Source organism: Streptomyces sp. NPDC014676 (assembly GCF_043084105.1).
In the GTDB taxonomy this organism is placed as follows: Bacteria; Actinomycetota; Actinomycetes; order Streptomycetales; family Streptomycetaceae; genus Streptomyces.
In genome coordinates, this window is record NZ_JBIBZI010000001.1 from 590,036 (window position 1) to 611,067 (window position 21,032).

The 21,032-nt window shown below is 73.2% G+C and carries 18 protein-coding genes; 8 read left to right on the forward strand and 10 right to left on the reverse strand.

The window, feature by feature from the left end:
* Nucleotides 1-85 precede the first annotated feature (85 nt).
* Genes nirD through ACF1DX_RS02690 form a run of 3 tightly spaced genes read right to left on the reverse strand, consistent with a single transcriptional unit; the run spans nt 86 to nt 4,256 of the window.
* Nucleotides 86-436, reverse strand: a complete 351-nt coding sequence (nirD, locus tag ACF1DX_RS02680; protein WP_391789416.1) for a nitrite reductase small subunit NirD — start codon at nt 434-436, stop codon at nt 86-88.
* Nucleotides 433-3,039 carry a nitrite reductase large subunit NirB gene (gene nirB, locus ACF1DX_RS02685; RefSeq protein ID WP_391789417.1) on the reverse strand — a complete coding sequence of 869 codons (2,607 nt, stop codon included), beginning with the start codon at nt 3,037-3,039 and terminating at the stop codon, nt 433-435. Before nirB ends, nirD begins: the two co-directional genes overlap by 4 nt.
* Nucleotides 3,039-4,256, reverse strand: coding sequence for an NAD(P)/FAD-dependent oxidoreductase (locus tag ACF1DX_RS02690; RefSeq protein WP_391789418.1), 1,218 nt, complete (start codon nt 4,254-4,256; stop codon nt 3,039-3,041). Before ACF1DX_RS02690 ends, nirB begins: the two co-directional genes overlap by 1 nt.
* A 195-nt stretch (nt 4,257-4,451) precedes the next feature.
* On the opposite strand from ACF1DX_RS02690, the gene ACF1DX_RS02695 reads away from it, so the two are divergent.
* Together ACF1DX_RS02695 and ACF1DX_RS02700 are read left to right on the forward strand one after the other, a co-directional pair.
* Nucleotides 4,452-5,234, forward strand: a complete 783-nt coding sequence (locus ACF1DX_RS02695; RefSeq protein ID WP_391789419.1) for a sulfite exporter TauE/SafE family protein — start codon at nt 4,452-4,454, stop codon at nt 5,232-5,234.
* Nucleotides 5,235-5,346: 112 nt separating this feature from the next.
* Complete coding sequence (locus ACF1DX_RS02700) at nt 5,347-6,897, forward strand: PQQ-binding-like beta-propeller repeat protein (protein WP_391789420.1); 1,551 nt, start codon at nt 5,347-5,349, stop codon at nt 6,895-6,897.
* 15 nt (nt 6,898-6,912) lie between these two features.
* On the opposite strand, the gene ACF1DX_RS02705 is transcribed toward ACF1DX_RS02700, so the two are convergent.
* The 7 genes from ACF1DX_RS02705 to ACF1DX_RS02735 all read right to left on the reverse strand — a co-directional run bounded on the left by ACF1DX_RS02705 (nt 6,913) and on the right by ACF1DX_RS02735 (nt 12,878).
* Nucleotides 6,913-7,563 (reverse strand): class F sortase, encoded by a 651-nt coding sequence (locus tag ACF1DX_RS02705; RefSeq protein WP_391789421.1) that lies wholly within the window; start codon nt 7,561-7,563, stop codon nt 6,913-6,915.
* Nucleotides 7,564-7,680: 117 nt separating this feature from the next.
* A complete protein-coding gene (locus ACF1DX_RS02710; protein ID WP_391789422.1) occupies nt 7,681-8,226 on the reverse strand; it encodes a hypothetical protein in 546 nt (181 codons plus the stop codon).
* A 402-nt stretch (nt 8,227-8,628) separates the two neighbouring features.
* Complete coding sequence (locus ACF1DX_RS02715; protein WP_391789727.1) at nt 8,629-9,036, reverse strand: gamma-glutamylcyclotransferase family protein; 408 nt, start codon at nt 9,034-9,036, stop codon at nt 8,629-8,631.
* Between the two features lie 77 nt (nt 9,037-9,113).
* Nucleotides 9,114-11,381 carry a molybdopterin oxidoreductase family protein gene (locus tag ACF1DX_RS02720; protein ID WP_391789423.1) on the reverse strand — a complete coding sequence of 756 codons (2,268 nt, stop codon included), beginning with the start codon at nt 11,379-11,381 and terminating at the stop codon, nt 9,114-9,116.
* Nucleotides 11,382-11,494: 113 nt separating this feature from the next.
* Nucleotides 11,495-11,896, reverse strand: coding sequence for a DNA-binding protein (locus tag ACF1DX_RS02725; protein WP_391789424.1), 402 nt, complete (start codon nt 11,894-11,896; stop codon nt 11,495-11,497).
* A complete protein-coding gene (locus tag ACF1DX_RS02730; protein ID WP_391789425.1) occupies nt 11,893-12,141 on the reverse strand; it encodes a hypothetical protein in 249 nt (82 codons plus the stop codon). Before ACF1DX_RS02730 ends, ACF1DX_RS02725 begins: the two co-directional genes overlap by 4 nt.
* 32 nt (nt 12,142-12,173) lie before the next feature.
* On the reverse strand, nt 12,174-12,878 hold the full coding sequence (locus tag ACF1DX_RS02735; protein ID WP_391789426.1) for a vancomycin high temperature exclusion protein: 705 nt from the start codon (nt 12,876-12,878) through the stop codon (nt 12,174-12,176).
* 212 nt (nt 12,879-13,090) lie between these two features.
* Between ACF1DX_RS02735 and ACF1DX_RS02740 the strand changes: the two genes are divergently transcribed.
* The 6 genes from ACF1DX_RS02740 to ACF1DX_RS02765 all read left to right on the forward strand — a co-directional run bounded on the left by ACF1DX_RS02740 (nt 13,091) and on the right by ACF1DX_RS02765 (nt 21,010).
* Nucleotides 13,091-13,870, forward strand: coding sequence for a sirohydrochlorin chelatase (locus ACF1DX_RS02740; RefSeq protein ID WP_391789427.1), 780 nt, complete (start codon nt 13,091-13,093; stop codon nt 13,868-13,870).
* A 146-nt stretch (nt 13,871-14,016) separates the two neighbouring features.
* Nucleotides 14,017-14,817, forward strand: coding sequence for a hypothetical protein (locus ACF1DX_RS02745; RefSeq protein ID WP_391789428.1), 801 nt, complete (start codon nt 14,017-14,019; stop codon nt 14,815-14,817).
* 136 nt (nt 14,818-14,953) lie between these two features.
* On the forward strand, nt 14,954-16,228 hold the full coding sequence (locus ACF1DX_RS02750) for a deoxyguanosinetriphosphate triphosphohydrolase (RefSeq protein WP_391789429.1): 1,275 nt from the start codon (nt 14,954-14,956) through the stop codon (nt 16,226-16,228).
* Nucleotides 16,229-16,321: 93 nt separating this feature from the next.
* Entirely contained in the window at nt 16,322-17,587 is a 1,266-nt protein-coding gene (locus tag ACF1DX_RS02755; protein ID WP_391789430.1) for an NAD(P)/FAD-dependent oxidoreductase, read from the forward strand.
* A 147-nt stretch (nt 17,588-17,734) separates the two neighbouring features.
* The gene (gene dnaG / locus ACF1DX_RS02760; protein WP_391789431.1) at nt 17,735-19,663 is read left to right on the forward strand and encodes a DNA primase; all 1,929 of its coding nucleotides are present in this window, start codon (nt 17,735-17,737) and stop codon (nt 19,661-19,663) included.
* Between the two features lie 156 nt (nt 19,664-19,819).
* Nucleotides 19,820-21,010 (forward strand): RNA polymerase sigma factor, encoded by a 1,191-nt coding sequence (locus tag ACF1DX_RS02765; RefSeq protein WP_391789728.1) that lies wholly within the window; start codon nt 19,820-19,822, stop codon nt 21,008-21,010.
* Nucleotides 21,011-21,032: the final 22 nt, after the last annotated feature.

Below are 21,032 nucleotides of genomic sequence, written 5' to 3' on the forward strand. Positions count from 1 at the left end.
GAACGCGGGACACGAACCCGACAGGAAGTCGACAGGCCCGGGGCCCGGCGCGGTGCCGGGCCCGTCGGGGGCTCGTCGCGGCCGGTTACGCGGCCTTCACCTCGTACGCCGTCACCCGTACCGTCTCGTCGTCCAGGCACTGGCCCGACTCCAGGTCGAAGCGCTGCTTCAGGAGGGGGGAGGCGACGAAGGGGCGGCCCTGGTGGGTGCCGGTCAGGCCGCGGGAGAGGACCGCCGCGCCGGTGAAGGGGTCGCGGTTGTCGATGGCGTACAGGCGGCCGTTGCGGTCGGCGAAGACGGCGGCCTGGCGGCCGTCGGGGAGGAGGGCGGCCACCCCGCGGCCGGGGAGCAGCGCGCTCAGGTCGCAGACCGTGAACCAGTCGTCGGCGAGGCGGAGCCGAACCTTCAGGTCGGTGGTCTCGAGGGTCAGGGTCATCGCGTCGCGGTTCCTTCCAGGATCTCGTCGGCGGGGCGCAGGCCGATGTTCAGCAGCGGCAGGTCGGGCTTCATCTGGTCGCGTTCGGGGACGAAGGCGACCACCGGGTCGGGGGTGTCGGGGGCGTTCACGAAGGACACGAAGCGGGCGAGCTTCTCCGGGTCGTTGATGGTCTCGGCCCACTCGTCGCGGTAGTGCGCGACGTGGGCGGCCATCAGGGACTCCAGCTCGTCGCAGATGCCGAGCGAGTCGTGGACGACGACGTCCCGTACGTGGTCCAGGCCGCCGGGGATGCGGTCCAGCCAGACGCTGGTGCGCTCCAGGCGGTCGGCGGTGCGGATGTAGAACATCAGGAACCGGTCGATCAGGCGGATCAGTTCGGCGTCCGACAGGTCCTGCGCGAGCAGGTCGGCGTGGCGCGGGGTGGCGCCGCCGTTGCCGCCGACGTAGAGGTTCCAGCCGCTCGCGGTGGCGATGACGCCGAAGTCCTTGGACTGGGCCTCGGCGCACTCGCGCTGGCAGCCGGAGACCGCCGACTTGAGCTTGTGCGGGGAGCGCAGGCCCCGGTAACGCAGCTCCAGGTCGATCGCCATGCGGACGGAGTCCTGGACGCCGTAGCGGCACCAGGTCTGTCCGACGCAGGACTTCACCGTGCGCAGCGACTTGCCGTAGGCGTGGCCCGACTCGAAGCCGGCGTCGACCAACCGGGCCCAGATCGAGGGGAGTTGTTCGACCCGCGCGCCGAACATGTCGATGCGCTGGCCGCCGGTGATCTTCGTGTAGAGGCCGAAGTCGCGGGCGATCTCGCCGATCACGATCAGCTTCTCCGGGGCGATCTCACCGCCGGGGATGCGGGGCACGACCGAGTACGAGCCGTTCTTCTGCAGGTTGGCCAGGAAGTGGTCGTTGGTGTCCTGCAGCGCCGCCTGCTCGCCGTCCAGGACGTGGGTGCTCGCGCCGATCGTCGGGGCGAGGGAGGCGATGATCGAGCCGACCGTCGGCTTGCAGACCTCGCAGCCGTCGCCGCCGCGCGCCGCCTCCCGGCCGTGGCGGTCGAGCAGGTCCCGGAAGGAGGTGACGCGCAGGGCGAGGACGATCTCGTACAGCTCCTCGCGGGTCTGGGAGAAGCAGGCGCACAGGCCCTTGTCGACCTCGACGCCGCTCGCCTCCAGCTCGGCGTTGACGAGCTGGCCGAGGACCTTGACGCAACTGCCGCACGTCGTCCCGGCCTTGGTGCACTTCTTCACCTCGGGCACGGTGGTGCACCGGTGCTCGGTGACGGCCTCGCGGATCGTGCCCTTGCGGACGTTGTTGCAGGAGCAGATGATCGCGTCGTCCGGCAGCGCGGACGGGCCGAGCTGGACGGGGGCCCCGGCGCCGGCCGGCAGCACCAGCGACTCCGGCGAGACCGGCGGGACGGAGCCGGTGAAGGCCTTCAGCGTGCCGTACGCCTCCGCGTCGCCGACCAGGATGCCGCCGAGCAGCGTGCCGTCCCGGCCGATGACCAGCTTCTTGTACAGGCCGGAGCGGGAGTCGGAGTAGACGACGTCCAGGCAGTCCTCGGCGGTGCCGTGGGCGTCGCCGAAGGACGCCACGTCCACGCCGAGCAGCTTCAGCTTGGTGGACAGGTCCGCGCCGGTGAAGGACGCCTCGTCGGCGGCGATCGTCGCGGCGGCCGTCTCGGCCTGCTCGTAACCGGGCGCCACCAGGCCGTACACCCGGCCGTCGGCGGCCAGCGCGCACTCGCCGATCGCGAACACGTGCGGGTCGGCGACCGTGCGGCACTGTTCGTCGACCGCGATGCCGCCGCGCTCGCCGACCGTCAGTCCGCAGTCGCGGGCCAGCTGGTCGCGGGGGCGGACACCGGCGGAGAACACCACCAGGTCGGTGGAGAGTTCGGAACCGTCGGAGAGCTTCATGCCGGTGACGGCGCCGTCCTCGCCGACCACGATCTCCTGCGTGCCGACGCCCGTGTGGACGGTCAGGCCCATCTCCTCGATGGTGCGCAGCAGCGCCGCGCCGCCGCCCTCGTCGACCTGGACGGGCATCAGGCGGGGCGCGAACTCCACGATGTGGGAGGTGAGTCCGAGGCCCTTGAGCGCGCCCGCCGCCTCCAGGCCGAGCAGACCGCCGCCGACCACGGCACCGGTCGTCGACTTCCTCGCGTACTCCTCGATCGCGAGCAGGTCCTCGATCGTGCGGTAGACGAAGCAGCCCTCGGCGTCCTTGTTCGGCACCGGCGGCACGAACGGGTAGGAGCCGGTGGCCAGCACCAGGACGTCGTAGCCGACGACCAGCCCGGAGCGGGCCGTCACCGTGCGCGCCTCGCGGTCGACGCTCTCCGCCGGGTCACCGACGTGCAGCTCGATGCCGTGTTCCTCGAGGAACGCCAGGTCCGTCACCGACAGGTCCTCGGGCGTCCTCCCCGAGAAGTACGAGGTGAGCTGGACACGGTCGTACGCCGGGCGCGGCTCCTCGCACAGCACGACCACGCGGTGCGTGGCGGTCAGGCCGCGCTCGGCGAGCGCCTCCAGGAAACGCTGGCCGACCATGCCGTGGCCGATGAGCACGATCGTGGGGGATGCCCCGGGAGTGGCGGTCATCAGGAGCCTCCATCGTTGGTGAGCAGGTGGAGCAGGGGCCCGCCGTCGGAGGGGAGCGGCTCTGCTCCCTCCCAGGCGCGCGCGAGGGCGCCGACGGTGCCGAGTTCGCCGACGAGGACCCCGCCGACCAGGCGGTCGTCGCGGACGACGACCTTGCGGTAGGTGCCCCGGGTGTGGTCGGTGAGCTGGACGACGTCGTCGCCCGGCAGTGCCTCGGTCTCGCCGAAGGCGGCCAGGTCGAAGGGGCTGTCCGGCCCGGTGAGGGTGAGCCGGGTCAGCGAACGGGTGCCGGTGTAGCGGGCTTCGGTGTCCCCGGCGAGCAGCGCGGCGAGCGCGTCGGCCTGTTCGAGGGCCGGGGTGGCCAGCCCGTACACCGTGCCGGCGTGCTGGACGCAGTCGCCGATCGCGTGGATGTACGGGTCGGAGGTGCGCAGCTCGTCGTCGACGACGACGCCCTTGCGGACGTCGAGCCCGGCGGCCTGCGCGAGGCCGGCGCGCGGGTGCACCCCGCAGGCCAGGACCACGAGGTCGGCGTCGAGGGCGTAGCCGTCGGCCAGCTCCACCGAGCGGACGGCGCCGCCGACGCAGCGCACGTCCCGCACCCGGCACTCGGTGTGCACCTCCACGCCGAGGTCGGTCAGGTGCCGCTCGACCAGCCTGGACGCGGCCGGGTCCAGCTGGCGTTCCATGAGCCGCTCGGACTGCTGGGCGAGGACGACCTGCGCGCCGCGCACGGCGAGCGCGCGGGCCGCGGAGACCCCGAGCAGCCCGCCGCCGATCACCACCGCCCGCACCCCGGGCCGTACCGCCTTGGCCAGGCCCAGGCAGTCGTCCAGGGTGCGGAACGCGTGCACGCCCTCGGGCAGCTCGTGGTCCTCGGTGAACAGGCCGCGCAGCGGCGGCAGTACGGGGTTGGAGCCGGTGGCCAGGACCAGCCTGTCGTATGCGATCACCGAACCGTCCGCGCAGACGACGGTCCGTGCCGCGCGGTCGATGCCGGTGACCCGGGCGCGGGTGAGCGCCGCGGGAGCCGGCAGGGCGATCACCTCGGGGCTGTAGCGTCCGGCCAGCACCTCGGCGAGCAGCACCCGGTTGTACGGGCGGTGCTCCTCCTCGCCGATCAGCGTCACGGGTGCGCCGAGCTCGCCGAGCCGCCGGGCGAGCCGTACGCCCGCGAGGCCGGAGCCGATCACCACCACACGCTCGTTCGAGGTCATGTCCTTGAGCGTGCGGTGCGGGTGTTACCCGGTGGCATCCCCTCTGTTTCCCCCGCGGAACGCTGCCCTCAGCGGGGGCGGGGGGTGGATGTGAGGGTTCCGGGGACGCGGCCGGGCGGGGCTGTGAGGAGGCCAACCTCAACAAACGCTCATCTTGATGGACGCAGCATCTATCCCGTCCCTAGGCTCACGGCCATGCCCGACATCTCCCTGACCACGGTCGTCCTGCTCTGTCTGGCCGCCCTCGCCGCCGGCTGGATCGACGCCGTGGTCGGCGGCGGCGGGCTGCTGCTCCTGCCCGCCCTGCTGCTCGGCCTGCCCTCCGGCACCCCCGCCGCGCACGCGCTCGGCACCAACAAGGCGGTCGCGATCGTCGGCACCACGGGTGCGGCGGTCACCTACGCCCGCAAGGCGCCGGTCGACGTGAGGACCGCCGTGCGCATCGGCCTCGCGGCCCTCGCCGGATCGTCGGGCGGGGCCTTCTTCGCGGCCGGGATGAGCACCGAGGTCCTCAAACCGGTGATCATGGTGGTGCTGCTCGCCGTGGCCGCCTTCGTGATCCTGCGCCCCGCCTTCGGCACGGCCCCCGCCACCGGCCCGGCCACGCGCCGCCAGATCCTCGCCGCGATCGGCCTGGGCGGCCTCGGCATCGGCTTCTACGACGGTCTCGTCGGCCCCGGCACCGGCACGTTCCTCGTCCTGGCGCTCACCGCCCTGCTCCACCTCGACCTGGTCACCGCCTCCGCCACCGCCAAGATCGTCAACTGCTGCACCAACGCCGGCGCCCTCGCGACGTTCGCCTGGCAGGGCGCGGTGCTGTGGCAGCTCGCGGCGCTGATGGCGGTGTTCAACCTGGCGGGCGGCATGTTCGGCGCGCACACGGCCCTGAAGAAGGGCAGCGGCTTCGTCCGCGTCGTCCTGCTGACGGTGGTCTTCGCGCTGGTGGCGAACCTGGCGTACGAGCAGTGGCTGGCCTGAGCGACACGCCGGGTGATCAAGATGACTGACGCACACCCGTACGGGTTAGGCTCCAGCGCCGCCCCGTGACGCGGGCGGCCGGTGCTGGGGAGCGCCGCAGAACGGAACACGGGTGGGGGAGACGATGGTCGAGGACGGCAGACCGTCCGGGACGCGGTCGCTGGGGAAGGCCGGTCTGGTGGTGGGGGCGGGCGCGCTGGTCGGGCTCGCGGTGGAGTTCCATTGGCTGGGATGGACGTCCTTTCCCGGCAACAGCTGTGGCGGCAAGTACCGGCCCTGCCCGGAGGGCACGACACCGACCCTCATCCTGGCGTTCGTCCTCACCTTCGCGGGCTTCATCGGACTCACCGCCGCCCTCGCCGCGTTCACGCGGGCCCGCCCCGGCAGGGCCGTCCCGGGCGCACTCGTGGCGGCGGGCGTACTGATCGCGCTGTGGCCCGGCTGGCAGGCCTACCTCTGGATGCGCGGGCCGGTGCTCGACCGCGCCTGGCAGGCCGGCCCGGACCGGCCCGCGAGCGTGCGCGGCGTCGGGGTCTGGGCGGTGGGCGAGGACGCGGAGACGGTCGTACGCGCCCGGACCGACGCGCTGGTCGCGTACGACTCCGGCAGCGGGGACCGCGGGTGGGTGCTGCGGGCGCCCGTGCGGGAGTCGGTGTGCGCGATGAGCGAGCGGATCGTCGACGGCATCGGCCTGGTCGCCTTCGCAAGGGACGAGAAGCCCTGCGGCACCGTGTGGGGCGTCGACGTGAGCAGCGGACGCAAGGTGTGGGAGCGGAACTTCACCGGGAGGACACTGCTGGACGGCGGCGGAGGGGTGCTCAGCGCCGACGCGGGCGTGGCCGTGGCGCTGGGGGACCGCTCCCTCCACGGGTACGGGCTCACCGACGGCGCGGCGCGCTGGACCGTGAAGCCCACCGCCGCCGGGGACGAGGACGACGCCGAGTGCGAGCCGGTGACGGCCTCCTCGGCGGGCGGCATCACCCGGGTGGCCGTGACCTGTGGCTACTACACCGACTTCCACTCGGCGTGGATCCTCACCCTCGACACCGCCACGGGCAAGGAGCTGAGCCGGCGTGCGCTGCCGGTCGAGAGCTACCTGAGCTCGGCCGCGGTGCTCTCCGCCGAGCCGTTCACCCTGCTGGTGGAGGAGAAGGACGAACGCGGCCTCGCTGCCGTGCTGTCCTACGGAGACCCGGACGACCCGAAGCGGGAACCGGTGACGATCCCGCTCACCGCCGACGAGGAGGACCTGGCCGTCACCGGGTTCGACCCCAAGTTCACCGCCCGGCCGGTGTTCCGGACCGTGGTCGCCGACGGGAACCTGATCGTGGCCGCCGCGAAGCCGGGTGCGGACCACCCCGAGCGGGTCGCGGCCTACTCTCTGGACGACGGGCGACGCCGCTGGCACGCGGACCTGGGCGCCACGGTCGTCGCCCTCGCCCCGGCGGGCCGGGACCGGGTGGCCGTCCTCGGCGATTCCCAGCGCCTGTGGACGCTCACCGCCGGTGACGGGACCCGGGTGGGCGAGGAGGACGGCACCACGGTGCGCGACATCGCGTTCAAGCTCGACAGCGGCCCGCAGCTGGTCCGGGCGGGCGACGGCTGGGTGATCGTCAACGCCGACGGCGCCGACCGTCCCCCGGCGCTCGCGCTCCGTCCCTAGCCGGCGTCCCCCGGCTCAGCGGCGGCCGGTCAGGTGGGCGTACACGACGACGTTGCCCTGATAGCCGGTGGTCCGGGAGTAGCCCCCGCCGCAGGTGATGACCCGCAGCTCGGGGCGGGGGGCCGCGCCGTACACCTTCCCGTCGGGGAAGTCCCGGGTGTCGTACACCTCGACGGCGTCCACCGTGAACACGGCGACGCCGCCGTCGCGGCGGTCCACCTCGATGGTGCCGCCCTTGCGCAGGGCGCCGAGGGAGTAGAAGACGGCGGGGCCCTCGGCGTTGTCGACGTGGCCCGCGACGATCGCGGTACCCGTCTCCCCGGGGGTGGTGCCGGCCTCGTACCAGCCGGCCAGGTTCTTCCGGTCGGGAGGCGGGGCGTCGAGACTGCCGGCCTTCGTCAGGCCGAGGCCCGTCAGGGGCGCGTCCACCCCGATCGCGGGGATGCGGATGCGGTCGGGCGGGGAGGGCGGCAGGGCGGGCGCCGAGGTCCGGTCCGCGCCGCGGTCGTCGTTCCCCGTGTGCGCCTGGGCGGCGGACGGCTGCGGCGGCGCCTGCGTCCTGATCCCGCCGTGCAGCAGCCACATCCCCGCACACAGGGCGCACACCGTGACGGCGGCTATCGCTGCGTTGCCCGGACCCCCGGTCCGGCGGAACCTGCGGCGCATGACGGACTGACCTCGTCTCGAATCGGTCCCCGTGCCCCCTCCGGGCCGCGAGGGGCGTCGGACCCGGAGGGGAGGGGACGTGCGGTACCGGCGGGGACGGGCGGCGGAGGATGCCCGTCAGATGTCATCGCCTCTCGCCCGGCGATGCAGGAGCCAGGTACCGCCCGCGGCGGCGACGGCGAGAGCCGTCACACCGGCCGCGGTCTGCACGGGGTCGGGGCCCAGCGCGCCCCCGACCCCCGTCTTCACACTCCCCCGGGGAACCACCTGCCGCGCGTCGGGCGTCAGCGTGACCACCAGGTCACCGGCCACCCGCCGGTCGCTCCCGTCGCACGTCGCGACGATCTCGTACGTCCCCGGCTGCGCGCTCGGCGGCACCTGGAACTGTCCGATCACGTCCTGTTCGTGCGCGCTCGGCGCCAGCGTGAACCGGCCGGCGCCCACGGCGGTGGAGTCGCCCGCCGCCGTCCCGCCGTCACCGCACGCCGCGGTGTTCACCGTGACGTGCGACCCCGGCGCGACCGAGGACGGGTACACCTCCAGGCTCCCCGTCGACGTGCCGGAGGTCTCCCCGGCGTACGCGGGCGCGGCGAGCAGCCCCGCGGCGGCCACGGCGAGCACGGTGCCGGTCATGCCGGTCAGCGGCCGGGCGGTACGTCGCATCGATGCTCCCTCGGACTCACGGAGGGGCCACGGCCCGCGACACCCCACATGTGCCGCCGTCGCACGCGTCCCTGCCCCTCCGAGGTAAGTGCCACCGGGGCGGTACCGCTTCTTGAGGGGGCGTCAGAAGGCGGGCTGAACGGGTGTCGGGCACACCCGGACGGCCGCCGCCCTTTGTCGCGTTTCAGCAGGTCAGCGGTGTTGCGTGGATCCGGTCGCGGGGAAGCGTCCGAAGGGTGCGGCACACGGGGGTGAACGGGTGACCGGCGCGTCCGCGAGGACCGCCCGCGGGGAGGCGGGCGCGGCGGGAGCGCGCACCGGCGTGACGTGGGCCCTCGTCATCCGGGGTTGTTCCAGGTGGGCCGGGGGCGTGCCCGGATCCGGCGGGGGAGTGCCCGGCCGTCATCCCCGCCACTCCCCGCTCTCGACGATCTTCCCCCGCTCCCGCAGCCGGGCGGCGACGGCGGGCGCGGCGACGTACACCCAGGCCCGCACCGCCGTGCCGTCACCGGTCCGGACGACGTCCCGCGCCACCCGCTCGTAGAGACTGCGCGGATCGCCCGGTACGTACTCCTCCAGCCGGTCCAGCTCGGTGAGCAGCCCCGCGTAGGCCTCCGGCGGCACGGTCACCAGCTCCCCGCTCACCACGGAGCCCGGCTCCTCGACGGCGTACGGGTAGCCGGGCCCCTCGTACAGCACCGCGCCCCGGAGCCGGCCGGGTTCCTCGCGCAGGGTGCGGCCGCGCAGGAAGAGGTCGTGGTTGGTCCCGCCGGGACGGAGGGTGCCGTAGACGAAGAAGGGGAGGATCACGTTCACCTGCGCGGACGGTCGGCGGAACCTTGCGCGACGATTCTCACCCCGCGCGCCCGCGACCTCCACGACCGGTCTCACCCCGCGCGCCCGCGACCTCCACGACCGGCCTCCACCGTCTCCAGCCGTACCGCGCACGCCTTGAACTCGGGCATCCGGGAGGTCGGGTCGAGCGCGGGGTTGGTGAGGGTGTTGGCGCGGCCCTCACCGGCCCAGTGGAACGGCATGAACACCGTGTCCGGCCGGATCGCGGCCGTGATCCTGGCCGGCGCCACCGCCCGCCCCCGCCGGGACACCACGGCCACCGGGTCGCCCTCGGCCGCGCCGAGCCGCTCCGCGAGCCGGGGGTGCAGCTCCACGAACGGGCCGGGCGCGGCGGCGTTCAGCTCGTCGACGCGCCGGGTCTGGGCACCGGACTGGTACTGCGCCACGACCCGCCCGGTGGTCAGCAGCACGGGGTACTCGTCGTCGGGCTCCTCGGCGACCGCCCGGTGTGACACCGGCGCGAACCGCGCCCGCCCGTCCTCGGTGGCGAACCGGTCGAGGAAGAGGCGCGGGGTGCCGGGGTGGACGCCGGGGGCGGGAGCACCGCCGGCGGTGTCGAGCGGGCCGTCGGGCTCGGCGGCGCCCCGCGGAGCGTGTCCGGTAGTACCGCTACGGCGAGAATCGGTGCCGGTGCCGGTGCCGGTCTCGGTCCCGCCCGCGTCCAGCGGGCCGTCCGCCGACGCCGGGCACGGCCAGAACACGCCGTTCTCCTCCGCCAGCCTCCGGTAGGTGATCCCGGAGTAGTCCGCGGGTCCGCCCGCGCTCGCCCGGCGCAGCTCCTCGAAGACCTCCTCGGGATCGGTCGGGAACTTCTTCTCCGGGTTCCCTTCCCCGCCCAGCCGCGCCGCCAGCTCGTGCATGACCTCCAGGTCGCTGCGGACACCCTCCGGCGGGGTGATCGCCTGCCGCCGCAGCAGCACCCTGCCCTCCAGGTTCGTCGTCGTCCCCGTCTCCTCCGCCCACTGCGTCACCGGCAGGACGACATCGGCGAGCGCGGCCGTCTCCGACAGCACCACGTCGCACACCGCCAGGAAGTCCAGCGAGCGGATCCGCTCCTCGATGTGCGCGGCGCGCGGTGCCGACACCACCGGGTTGGAACCCATCAGCAGCAGCGAGCGGATGTCCGTACCGAGCGCGTCGAGCAGTTCGTACGCGCTGCGTCCCGGCCCCGGCAGCGAGTCGGGGTCCACGCCCCACACCTCGGCGACGTGCGCCCGCGCCGCCGGATCCGTCAGCTTGCGGTAGCCGGGCAACTGGTCGGCCTTCTGGCCGTGTTCGCGCCCGCCCTGCCCGTTGCCCTGCCCGGTCAGGCACCCGTACCCGGACAGCGGCCGGCCCGCCCGCCCCGTCGCCAGGCACAGGTTGATCCACGCGCCCACCGTGTCCGTGCCCTTGGACTGCTGCTCGGGCCCGCGCGCGGTGAGCACCATCGCGGCCTCCGGCTCGCAGAACAGCCGTACGGCCTCCCGCAGTTCGGGGACGGACACGCCGGTGATGCGCTCCACGTACTCCGGCCAGTGCGCCATCGCGGCGGCCCGGGTCTCCTCCCAGCCGGCGGTGCGCTCCCGGATGTACGCCTCGTCGGTGCGCCCCTCGGCGACGATCAGGTGCAGCAGGCCCAGCGCCAGGGCGAGATCGGTGCCGGGACGCGGTGCCAGGTGCAGGTCGGCCTGCTCGGCGGTCTTCGTGCGGCGCGGGTCGACGACGATCAGCGTGCCGCCGTTCTCCCTCAGCTCGGTGAAGTACCGCAGCGACGGCGGCATGGTCTCCGCCGGGTTCGACCCGACCAGGATCACGCAGCCGGTCCGCGGGATGTCCTCCAGCGGGAACGGCAGTCCGCGGTCGAGGCCGAACGCCCTGCCGCCCGCCGCCGCGGCCGACGACATGCAGAACCGCCCGTTGTAGTCGATCTGGGAGGTCCCCAGCACCACCCGCGCGAACTTCCCCAGGCTGTAAGCCTTCTCGTTGGTCAGCCCGCCCCCGCCGAACACCCCGACCGCGTCCGCCCCGTACTCCGCGCGCGTCCGCCCGAGCCCCTCGGCGACCCGGGCCAGCGCCTCCTCCCAGGAGGCCGGCACCAGCGCGCCCCCCTCGGACCGCACCAGCGGCGAGGTCAGCCGCACGCTCGACGACAGCACGGCGGGCGCCGTACGTCCTTTGCCGCACAGCGCCCCCCGGTTCACCGGGAAGTCCGCGCGCTCGCTCACCTCGACGGCTCCCCCGTCGGGGGCCGGCGTCAGATTCATCCCGCACTGCAGGGCGCAGTAGGGGCAGTGCGTGGGCGTCACGGTGTCTCGCATACGACCAGGCTGCGTCCCCGGTGTTACGCACCGCGCCGGCCGTTGTTACACCCCGGGTACGGCGGCCTCCCCGCCGGCCGGGGGGCGCGGTGAGGCGCCGACGGGATCCCCGCTCAGACGCCGACGAGCCGGATGCGGTCACCGCACAGCCGGGACATGTCGTCGATGTCGGACGTCAGTATGACCACCGGGCCCGGCTGGCGCAGTGCCATCTCGGCCACCGTCGCGTCGATCGCGTACTTGTGCCCGTGCAGGCCGGCGGCCTTGAGCAGCTCTGCCGCCGCCTTCGCCGCCCGCTCGGTCACCGGTTCGACCCTGACACGGGACAGTGCCCACCGCAGCCGGGCCGTGTTCACCCGCGCGTGACTCACTTCCACGATGGTGTTGGCCCCGACGACGAAATCGGCACCCGCCGCATGGAACACCTGGAACATCGCGGCGACCTTGCGATCCTGGGCGATCCAGGCGGAAAGACCCCCGGAGTCCAGGACGACGGTCTCGACGTGCCCGCTCACGCCGCGCTCGCCGACCCATCGGCATCGGTGTTTCCGAAGATCCGGGAGCGGGCCTCCGCCAGTTCCTTCTCGGTGAAGGCTCCGTGCTCCTCCTGGTGGTGCAGCAGATCGGCCCCGAGCAACTGGTGCCGCAGCTGACGCGCCACCGCTTCGGCGACGTAGCCGGAGACGTTGTCGGTGAGCTTCTTCAGTTCGGCGACCTGCTCCGTCGGGAGCGTCACCGTGATCCGGGTCGTGTCCGCCATGAACGGGAGCATACTGGAGTATGCACGGTCCGTCAGTCCGGCGTTCCCGGGCCGCGGACGCCGGCCAGCGCCCGCTCCACCCCCGGCTCCCTCGGCCCGAGGAAGTGCGGGTCCGGGCGGAAGATGACGTCCAGGGCCGCCTTCCCCGCCGCGAGGATCTCCCGGACGCCCCCGTAGTACCAGGTGACGTCGTGGCGGTCGTCCACGCCGACGCCGTACGAGGTGATGCCGGCCGTCTCGCACAGGGCCACCGCGCGGCGGATGTGGAAGCCCTGGCTGATCAGCACCGCGCGGTCCACGCCGAAGATCTTCCTCGCGCGGACGCAGGAGTCCCAGGTGTCGAAGCCCGCGTAGTCGCTGACGATCCGGGCGTCGGGCACACCGTGCCGCGTCAGGTAGGCGCGCATCGCGTCCGGCTCGTCGTACTCCTCGCGGCTGTTGTCGCCGGTGACCAGGACCACCTCGATCCGCCCCGCGCGGTACAGCTCCGCCGCCGCGTCCAGCCGGTGCGCGAGATACGGCGAGGGCTCCCCGTCCCACAGACCCGCGCCGAAGACCACGGCGACATCGGTGCGCGGCACGTCGGCGGTGGTCCGCAGCCGGTCGTCCGTCGTCACGCGCAGCCAGGCCGCCGGCAGCAGCGCCAGCACGCACACCGCCACCACCCCTTGCACCAGCCGCCGCCACCCCGTACGGGTACGCGGCAGACGCGGGCGGCGGACGCTGAAACGGCGCATCGGACGGGTCCTCCCCGGTCGGTCCTCGACCGGGAGAGACGCTCCGCCGAGCTTTCCGGTTCACATCACACTCTGTGACCGGCTTCACGCCTCGGGATGAAGCGGCAGGTCGAACCGCCTCACGCCCACGGCCGTCCGCATGGTGAACCGCTGGAAAACGCCCGTCACACCCGCGCAACGGGAAGGCAACGTGCCGCGTCCACGATCGGTGCATGACGGCGTACCCCATGAACGACCACGACACCCGGCCCGCCCTCGTCGTCGTGGCCCACGGCAGCCGCGACCCGCGTGCGCTGAGCACCGTACGGCGGCTCCTGGACCGTGTCCGCGCACTGCGGCCGGGCCTGCCCGTGCGCCTGGGGCACATCGAGCTGAACGCGCCCCTGCTCCCCGACACCCTCGCCGAGCTGGACGCGCACGGCACCGGGGCCGCCGTCCTCGTACCGCTGCTGCTCAGCCGGGGCTACCACGTCAAGCGGGACATCCCCGAGATGGCCGCCGGGGCACGGCTGCACGCGCGCGTGGCCGCGCCGCTCGGCCCGCACCCCCTGCTCGTGGACGCCCTGCACGCCCGCCTCACCGAGGCCGGCTGGCGCACCCCGGCCGACGAGGCGACCCGCCGCGCGAGCGGGGTCGTACTCGCCGCCGCCGGCTCCCGCGACCCCGAGTCGAGGACCGACACGAACCGCACCGCGCGCCTGCTCGCCGACCGCCTCGGTGTCCCCGTGATCCCCGCCTACGCCTCCGCCGCAGCCCCCACCGTCCCCGACGCCGTCCGCGCCCTGGCCGCCCGGGGCCGCCACCGCGTGGCCGTGGCCTCCTGCTTCACGGCCCCCGGCCGCTTCGCCACGGAGTGCGCGGCAGCGGCGCCGGGCATCGTCTCCGCCCCCCTCGGCACCCACCCCGCGATGGCCCACCTCCTCCTCCACCGCTACGACCAGGCTCTGCGGACTCCGTCCACCCCGCCCCTGGAACTCGCGTCGGCCTTCTGAGGGGATCGGCCGCACGGCCCAACGGGTGTCCTCCGTGCGGGGGTGACCGAACGTTTCTCCTCTTCCCGCCTCCTCATGCGCCGAGCCATGATCGGCACCCCGTCGGAGCGGAAGAGGTTCCTGGCCGTGCCGGAGGTGTCTTCCCTGTGGTGGTCGTCGTCATCGTCGTCGCCGTCCTGGCTCTGCTGGCGGGCCTCGCCGCGAACCGGTTTCTGCGGCCGAAACTGTTCAACGAGGACGAAGACACCGGCATGGCCGTCAAGGACCTCGTCGGGCCCCTGCTGACGCTGACCGTTCTGCTCCTCGCGTTCGTCCTGGTCACCGCCAGCGGTTCCTACGGCAAGGCCGAGGTCGCCGCCCGCGGCGAAGCCCGCGCGGTGGACCAGCTCGTCGAGATCGCCGAGTACGCTCCGCAAGCCCAGCAGGCGCGCATCCAGGCCGACGCCGTCTGCTACGCCCGTGCCGTGCGTACCCAGGAGTGGCCGGCCATGGCCGACGGCAACAAGTCGGCGGCTCCCAGCGTGTGGTCGACGGACTTGCGCCAGACCTTCCGCGCTCTGGAGGGCGAGCCGGCCTTCGGCATGCTGGTCGCCGCCGACAACAAACGCTCCGACGAGCGTGAAGAGCGGCTGACCCAGGCCACCCCCAGCATCCCGGACGCCATCTTCTGGTTCCTGCTCGCCACGTTGGTCATCACGGTGATCGGCCTCGCCATGTGCCTGCCCCGCAGGAACAACCGCGGCCAGGTGATCGCGCTGGTGGTGGTCACCGCGCTGCTGACCACGGCCTTGTGCATCATCCAGAATGTCGACAGCCCCTTCTACGGCATCGTCAAGGTGGAGCCGACCGCGATCGCCGATGTCGAGAAGCAGGCCACCCGCGACTTCCTCGTCCACAGCGAGGCCGACGAACTGCCCTGCGACGACCAGGGCAACCGCACCGCCTGAGCCGGCTGTGCCGACATGCGGAGCCCACGCTGCTTCGCCCAGTCGGTGACCGCTCTACGGCGCGAGGGTGCGGACGCGGCCCCCGGAGGGCGAGAACCCCCCCCGGCTGTCGCACCCTCCCCTTACTGTTCGGAACATGGAAGGCACCGCACCACCCCCCGCATACGACCCGACGTCCGTCGCCCGCTGGGCCCCCGAGCCCGACAAACGCCCCGGCCGAACCGCCTTCCAACGCGACCGCGCCCGCGTCCTGCACTCCGCCGCCCTCCGCCGCCTCGCCGGAAAGACGCAGGTCGTCACCCCCGGCGAGCACAGCCAGGTCTGGGACGCCAGCCCCCGCACCCGCCTCACCCACTCCCTCGAATGCGCCCAGGTCGGCCGTGAACTCGGTGCCGCCCTCGGCTGCGACCCCGACCTCGTCGAGGCCGCCTGCCTCTCCCACGACCTCGGGCACCCGCCCTTCGGCCACAACGGCGAACAGGCGCTGAACGAGTTCGCCGAGGACTGCGGCGGCTTCGAGGGCAACGCCCAGTCGCTCCGCCTCCTCACCCGCATCGAGCCCAAACGCTTCACCCCCGAAGGCTCCGTCGGCCTCAACCTCACCCGCGCCGCCCTCGACGCCGCCACCAAGTACCCGTGGCCCCGCGGCGCCCACCCCACCGACCCGGCCTCCCCGAAGTTCGGGGTCTACGAGGACGACCGCCCCGTCTTCGACTGGGTCCGCGAGGGCGCCCCCGGCACCCGCGTCTGCTTCGAGGCCCAGGTCATGGACTGGGCCGACGACGTCGCCTACTCGGTGCACGACGTGGAGGACGGCCTGCACGCCGGCCACATCGACCCGAACTGCCTCCACTCCGACCTGGAACGGGAAGCCGTCTTCGCCGTCGCCGCCGGCCGGTACGTCCCCGCCGGCACCGACCCGGCCGAACTCGCGGAGGCCCTCGACCGCCTCCTCGACCAGGAGTGGTGGCCGCACGGCTACGACGGCACCGCGGTCGCCCAGGCCCGCCTCAAGGACGCCACCAGCCAGCTCATCGGCCGCTTCTGCCTCGCCGCCGAGGGCGCCACCCGGCAGGCCTTCGGCACCGGGCACCTCACCAGATACGGCGCCGAACTCGTCGTACCGCGCAGCACCCGCATGGAGTGCGCGGTCCTCAAGGCGGTCGCCGACCGGTACGTCATGCAGCGTGCCGAACAGGAACTGCTCCGCGCCGACCAGCGGATCGTCGTCCTCGAACTGGCCGGGGCACTCACCTCCCGCGCCCCCGACGGCCTGGACCCCCAGTTCCGCACCCTGTTCGAGCGGGCCCCGGACGACCGCGCCCGCAAGCGCGTGATCGTCGACCAGATCGCGTCGCTCACCGACGCCTCGGCCCGCTCGCTTCACGCCCGTCTCACAGGGCAGAGATGAGCGGTATGGCCTGATCGGGTCACTCCCCCTTCCGGCAACACCCTGCGTGCGGGACGCTCGCAGGTGGCGACACCCTTACGAGGAGGCAACGACGTGGTCGACGCGGATCAGACATTCGTCATCGTCGGAGGCGGCCTGGCCGGCGCGAAGGCGGCCGAGACGCTGAGATCAGAGGGCTTCACCGGCCGCGTGATACTGATCTGCGACGAACGCGACCACCCCTACGAGCGTCCGCCCCTGTCCAAGGGCTACCTCCTCGGCAAGGACGAACGCGACAGCGTCTTCGTCCACGAGCCCGCCTGGTACGCGCGCCACGACGTCGAGCTGCACCTCGGCCAGACCGTCGACGCCGTCGACCGGACCGCGCGGACCGTCCGCTTCGGCGAGGACGGCACCGTCGTCCGCTACGACAAACTGCTGCTCGCCACCGGCGCCGAACCCCGCCGCCTGGACATCCCCGGCACCGGCCTCGTCGGCGTCCACCATCTGCGCCGTCTCGCCCACGCCGAACGTCTCAAGGGTGTCCTGGCCTCCCTCGGCCGCGACAACGGCCATCTGGTGATCGCCGGCGCCGGCTGGATCGGTCTGGAGATCGCGGCGGCGGCCCGCGAGTACGGCGCGGAGGTCACCGTCGTCCACCGCGGCGAGACCCCGCTGCACTCGGTCCTCGGGCCCGAGCTCGGCCAGCTCTTCGCCGAGCTGCACCGCGAGCACGGCGTCCGCTTCCACTTCGGTGCCACGCTCACCGGGATCACCGGCCAGGACGGCATGGTCCTCGCGGCCCGCACCGACGACGGCGAGGAGCACCCCGCGCACGCCGTCCTCGCGGCGATCGGCGCGGCCCCCCGCACGTCCCTCGCGGAGGCGGCGGGACTGGAACTCGCCGACCGCGCGGACGGTGGCGGCGTCCTCGTCGACGAACGGCTGCGTACCTCCGACCCGGACATCTACGCCGCCGGTGACGTCGCGTCCTTCCCGCACGGCCTCTTCGGTACGCGGCTGCGGGTGGAGCACTGGGCCAACGCGCTGAACGGCGGGCCGGCGGCCGCACGCTCCATGCTGGGCCGGGAGGAGATCTACGATCGCGTTCCCTACTTCTTCACCGACCAGTACGACCTGGGGATGGAGTACTCCGGGTGGGCGCCGCCGGGGTCGTACGACCAGGTGGTGATCCGTGGGGACGCGGGGAAGCGGGAGTTCATCGCGTTCTGGGTCCGGGAGGGGCGCGTGCTGGCGGGGATGAATGTGAATGTGTGGGATGTCACGGAGCCGATCCAGGGGCTGATCCGGTCCGGCGCGCGGGTGGACACGGAGGCGCTGGCGGATCCGCATGTGCCGCTGGAGAGCCTTCTCGCCTAGGCGTCCGCCGGATTCCGCCGCATCGCGCGTGCGGCGCCGTCGGGCCGGTCGTGCCCGCGCGGCGGTGCCGCACATGTCACAGCCCCGCGCCCCCGAGGGGTGCGTTCGCGTCCCCGTGCTGTCAGGCCCGCCCCGTAGAATTCACGCGTGGCAGGACGGATCAATGACGAGGACGTGAAGGCGGTTCGGGACGCGGTCCCGATCGACGCCGTCGTCTCCGAGTACCTCCAGCTGCGCAACGCGGGCGGCGGGAACCTCAAGGGACTCTGCCCGTTCCACGACGAGAAGTCGCCGTCCTTCCAGGTCAGCCCGAGCAAGGGACTCTTCCACTGCTTCGGCTGCCAGGAGGGCGGCGACACCATCACGTTCGTGATGAAGGTCGACCACCTCTCCTTCTCGGAGGCGGTCGAGCGCCTCGCCGGGCAGGCCGGCATCACCCTGCGCTACGAGGAGGGCGGGTACAACCCCAGCCACCAGCGCGGTGAGCGCATCCGCCTGGTCGAGGCCCACAAGATCGCCGCCGAGTGGTACGCGGAACAGCTCGCGACCTCCCCCGAGGCGGACACCGGCCGCGCCTTCCTCGCCGACCGCGGCTTCGACCAGGCCGCCGCCGTCCACTTCGGCGTCGGCTACAGCCCGCAGGGCTGGGACCACCTCACCCGCTTCCTGCGCGGCAAGGGCTTCAGCGACAAGGAACTCATCCTCTCCGGCCTCTCCCAGGAGGGCCGCCGCGGCCCCATCGACCGCTTCCGCGGCCGGCTGATGTGGCCCATCCGCGACATCGGCGGGGAGGTCGTCGGCTTCGGCGCCCGCAAGCTCTACGAGGCGGACACCGGCCCGAAGTACCTCAACACGCCCGACACGGCGATCTACAAGAAGTCCCAGGTCCTCTACGGCATCGACCTGGCGAAGAAGGACATCGCGAAGTCCTCCCGCGCGGTCGTCGTCGAGGGCTACACCGACGTCATGGCCTGCCACCTCGCCGGGGTGACGACCGCCATCGCCACCTGCGGCACCGCCTTCGGCGGCGACCACATCAAGATCCTGCGCCGCCTCCTCATGGACAACGGCAGCGCACGCGTGATCTTCACCTTCGACGGTGACGCGGCCGGCCAGAAGGCGGCCCTGCGCGCCTTCGAGGACGACCAGAAGTTCGCCGCCGAGACCTACATCGCCATCGCCCCCGACGGCATGGACCCCTGCGACCTGCGCCTCGCCAAGGGCGACGAGGCCGTCGCCGACCTGGCCGAACCCCGCACCCCGCTCTTCGAGTTCGCCCTCCGCCAGATCGTGGTCCGCTACGACCTGGACACCCCGGCCGGCCGCGCCGCCGCCCTCGACGAGGCCGCGCCGATCGTCGCCCGGATCAAGAACAGCGGCGCCCAGCACGAGGTCGCCGTCCAGCTCGCCGGGATGCTCGGCATCCTCGACACCCAGTTCGTCGTCAAGCGGGTCGCCCAGCTCGCCCGCTGGGCCCGCGACCGCGGCGGCAAGGGCCCCGCCCCCGACCGGCAGCAGCGCGGGGGCGGCGCCGGCTCCCAGCAGTACGCCCCCGCCCAGGCCGCCCCGCGCGGCCCCGCCCTCAACCTCCGCAACCCGGTCTTCGCCACCGAACGCGAACTGCTCAAGCTCGCCCTCCAGCGCCCGGAGCTGGTCTCCCCGGCCTTCGACGCGTACGGCGTCGACGAGTTCACCGCCCCGCCCTACGCGGCCGTACGCCAGGCGATCATGGAGGCGGGCGGCGCGGAGCACGGCGTCCAGGACCCGCAGGAGTACCTGATCCGGGTCCGCGAGGCCGCCCCCGACGACACCGTCCGCGCCATGGTCACCGAACTCGCCGTCGAGGCGATCATGCTGCACCGGGGCGTCAAGGGGGTCGACGAGACCTACGCGGGCGCCCAGCTCGTCACCGTCCGCCGCCGCGCGGTCGAGCGCCGCATCCGCGACATCACCAGTCGCCTCACCCGCCTCAGCAACCACGGCGACCCGGGTGAACTGGCCGCCGTGCAGAACGAGTTGTGGGTCCTCCAGCAGTACGACCAGGCCCTGCGGGAGCACGGCGCGGCCGCGCTGTGAGGACGGCCGGGGGCCGGGCCGGATAAGCGGCCGGTCACCGGCCGGACGCAAAAAGTCACCGCACGCCCCTCGTGGGGACGATGTGTCGTACCCCACACTGGTCCCGGTGCCTGAGTCCTCGGAGCGCGGCCGATCCGTCACCGACGGGTCCCGGACATCCGCGGGTCCGCTCATCGCGTACGGGACGGACAGCGGCGAGGCCGCCGACTCCGTCCCCGAAGTACCGCTGCCCCACCCCCGGCAGCGATCATCCTGGAGGTCGCCCCCGTGCAGACCCAGACCCTCACCCAGCCCGGCGCCGGCGTTCTCGCCGCCATGCCCGCGCAGAGCCGCGCCGCGCACCACCCCGAGACCCCGCCCGAGCCGGCCCCGTCCGTCGAGGAGCCGGCCCCGTCCTTCGAGGAGCCGGTCGCGCCCGTCCGTGCCGAGACCGGCAGCCCCTCCTCGGACCTGTTCCGCCAGTATCTGCGCGAGATCGGCCGCATCCCGTTGCTGACCGCCGCCGAGGAGGTCGAACTCGCCCGCCGTGTCGAGGCGGGGCTGTTCGCCGAGGAGAAACTGCGGCTGGCCCCCGATCTGGACAGCCGGCTCGCCGTCGACCTGGACCGGCTCGTCGTCATGGGCCGGATGGCCAAGCGGCGGCTGATCGAGGCGAACCTGCGGCTCGTCGTGTCCGTCGCCAAGCGGTACGTGGGCCGGGGGCTGACCATGCTCGACCTGGTCCAGGAGGGGAACCTCGGGCTGATCCGGGCGGTGGAGAAGTTCGACTACGCGCGGGGGTACAAGTTCTCCACGTACGCCACGTGGTGGATCCGCCAGGCCATGTCACGTGCGCTGGCCGACCAGGCCCGGACCATTCGCGTCCCCGTGCACGTGGTGGAGCTCATCAACCGGGTGGTGCGGGTGCAGCGGCGGATGCTGCAGGAGCGCGGGTACGAGCCGACGCCGGGCGAGGTCGCCGCGCACCTGGACCTGCCGGCCGAGCGGGTGGGGGAGGTGTTGCGGCTCGCGCAGGAGCCGGTCTCCCTGCACGCGCCGGTGGGCGAGGAGGAGGACGTGGCGCTCGGTGACCTCATCGAGGACGGCGATGCGGCGAGCCCGGTGGAGTCGGCGGCGTTCCTGCTGTTGCGGGAGCATCTGGAGGCGGTGCTGTCGACGTTGGGGGAGCGGGAGCGGAAGGTCGTGCAGCTCCGGTACGGCCTGGTCGACGGGCGGCCCCGCACGCTGGAGGAGATCGGCCGTATCTTCGGCGTGACGCGCGAGCGCATACGTCAGATCGAGTCCAAGACGCTGAACAAGCTCCGCGACCACGCCTTCGCCGACCAGCTGCGCGGCTACCTGGACTGACGGCACCCCGCGCCGCGCGGCT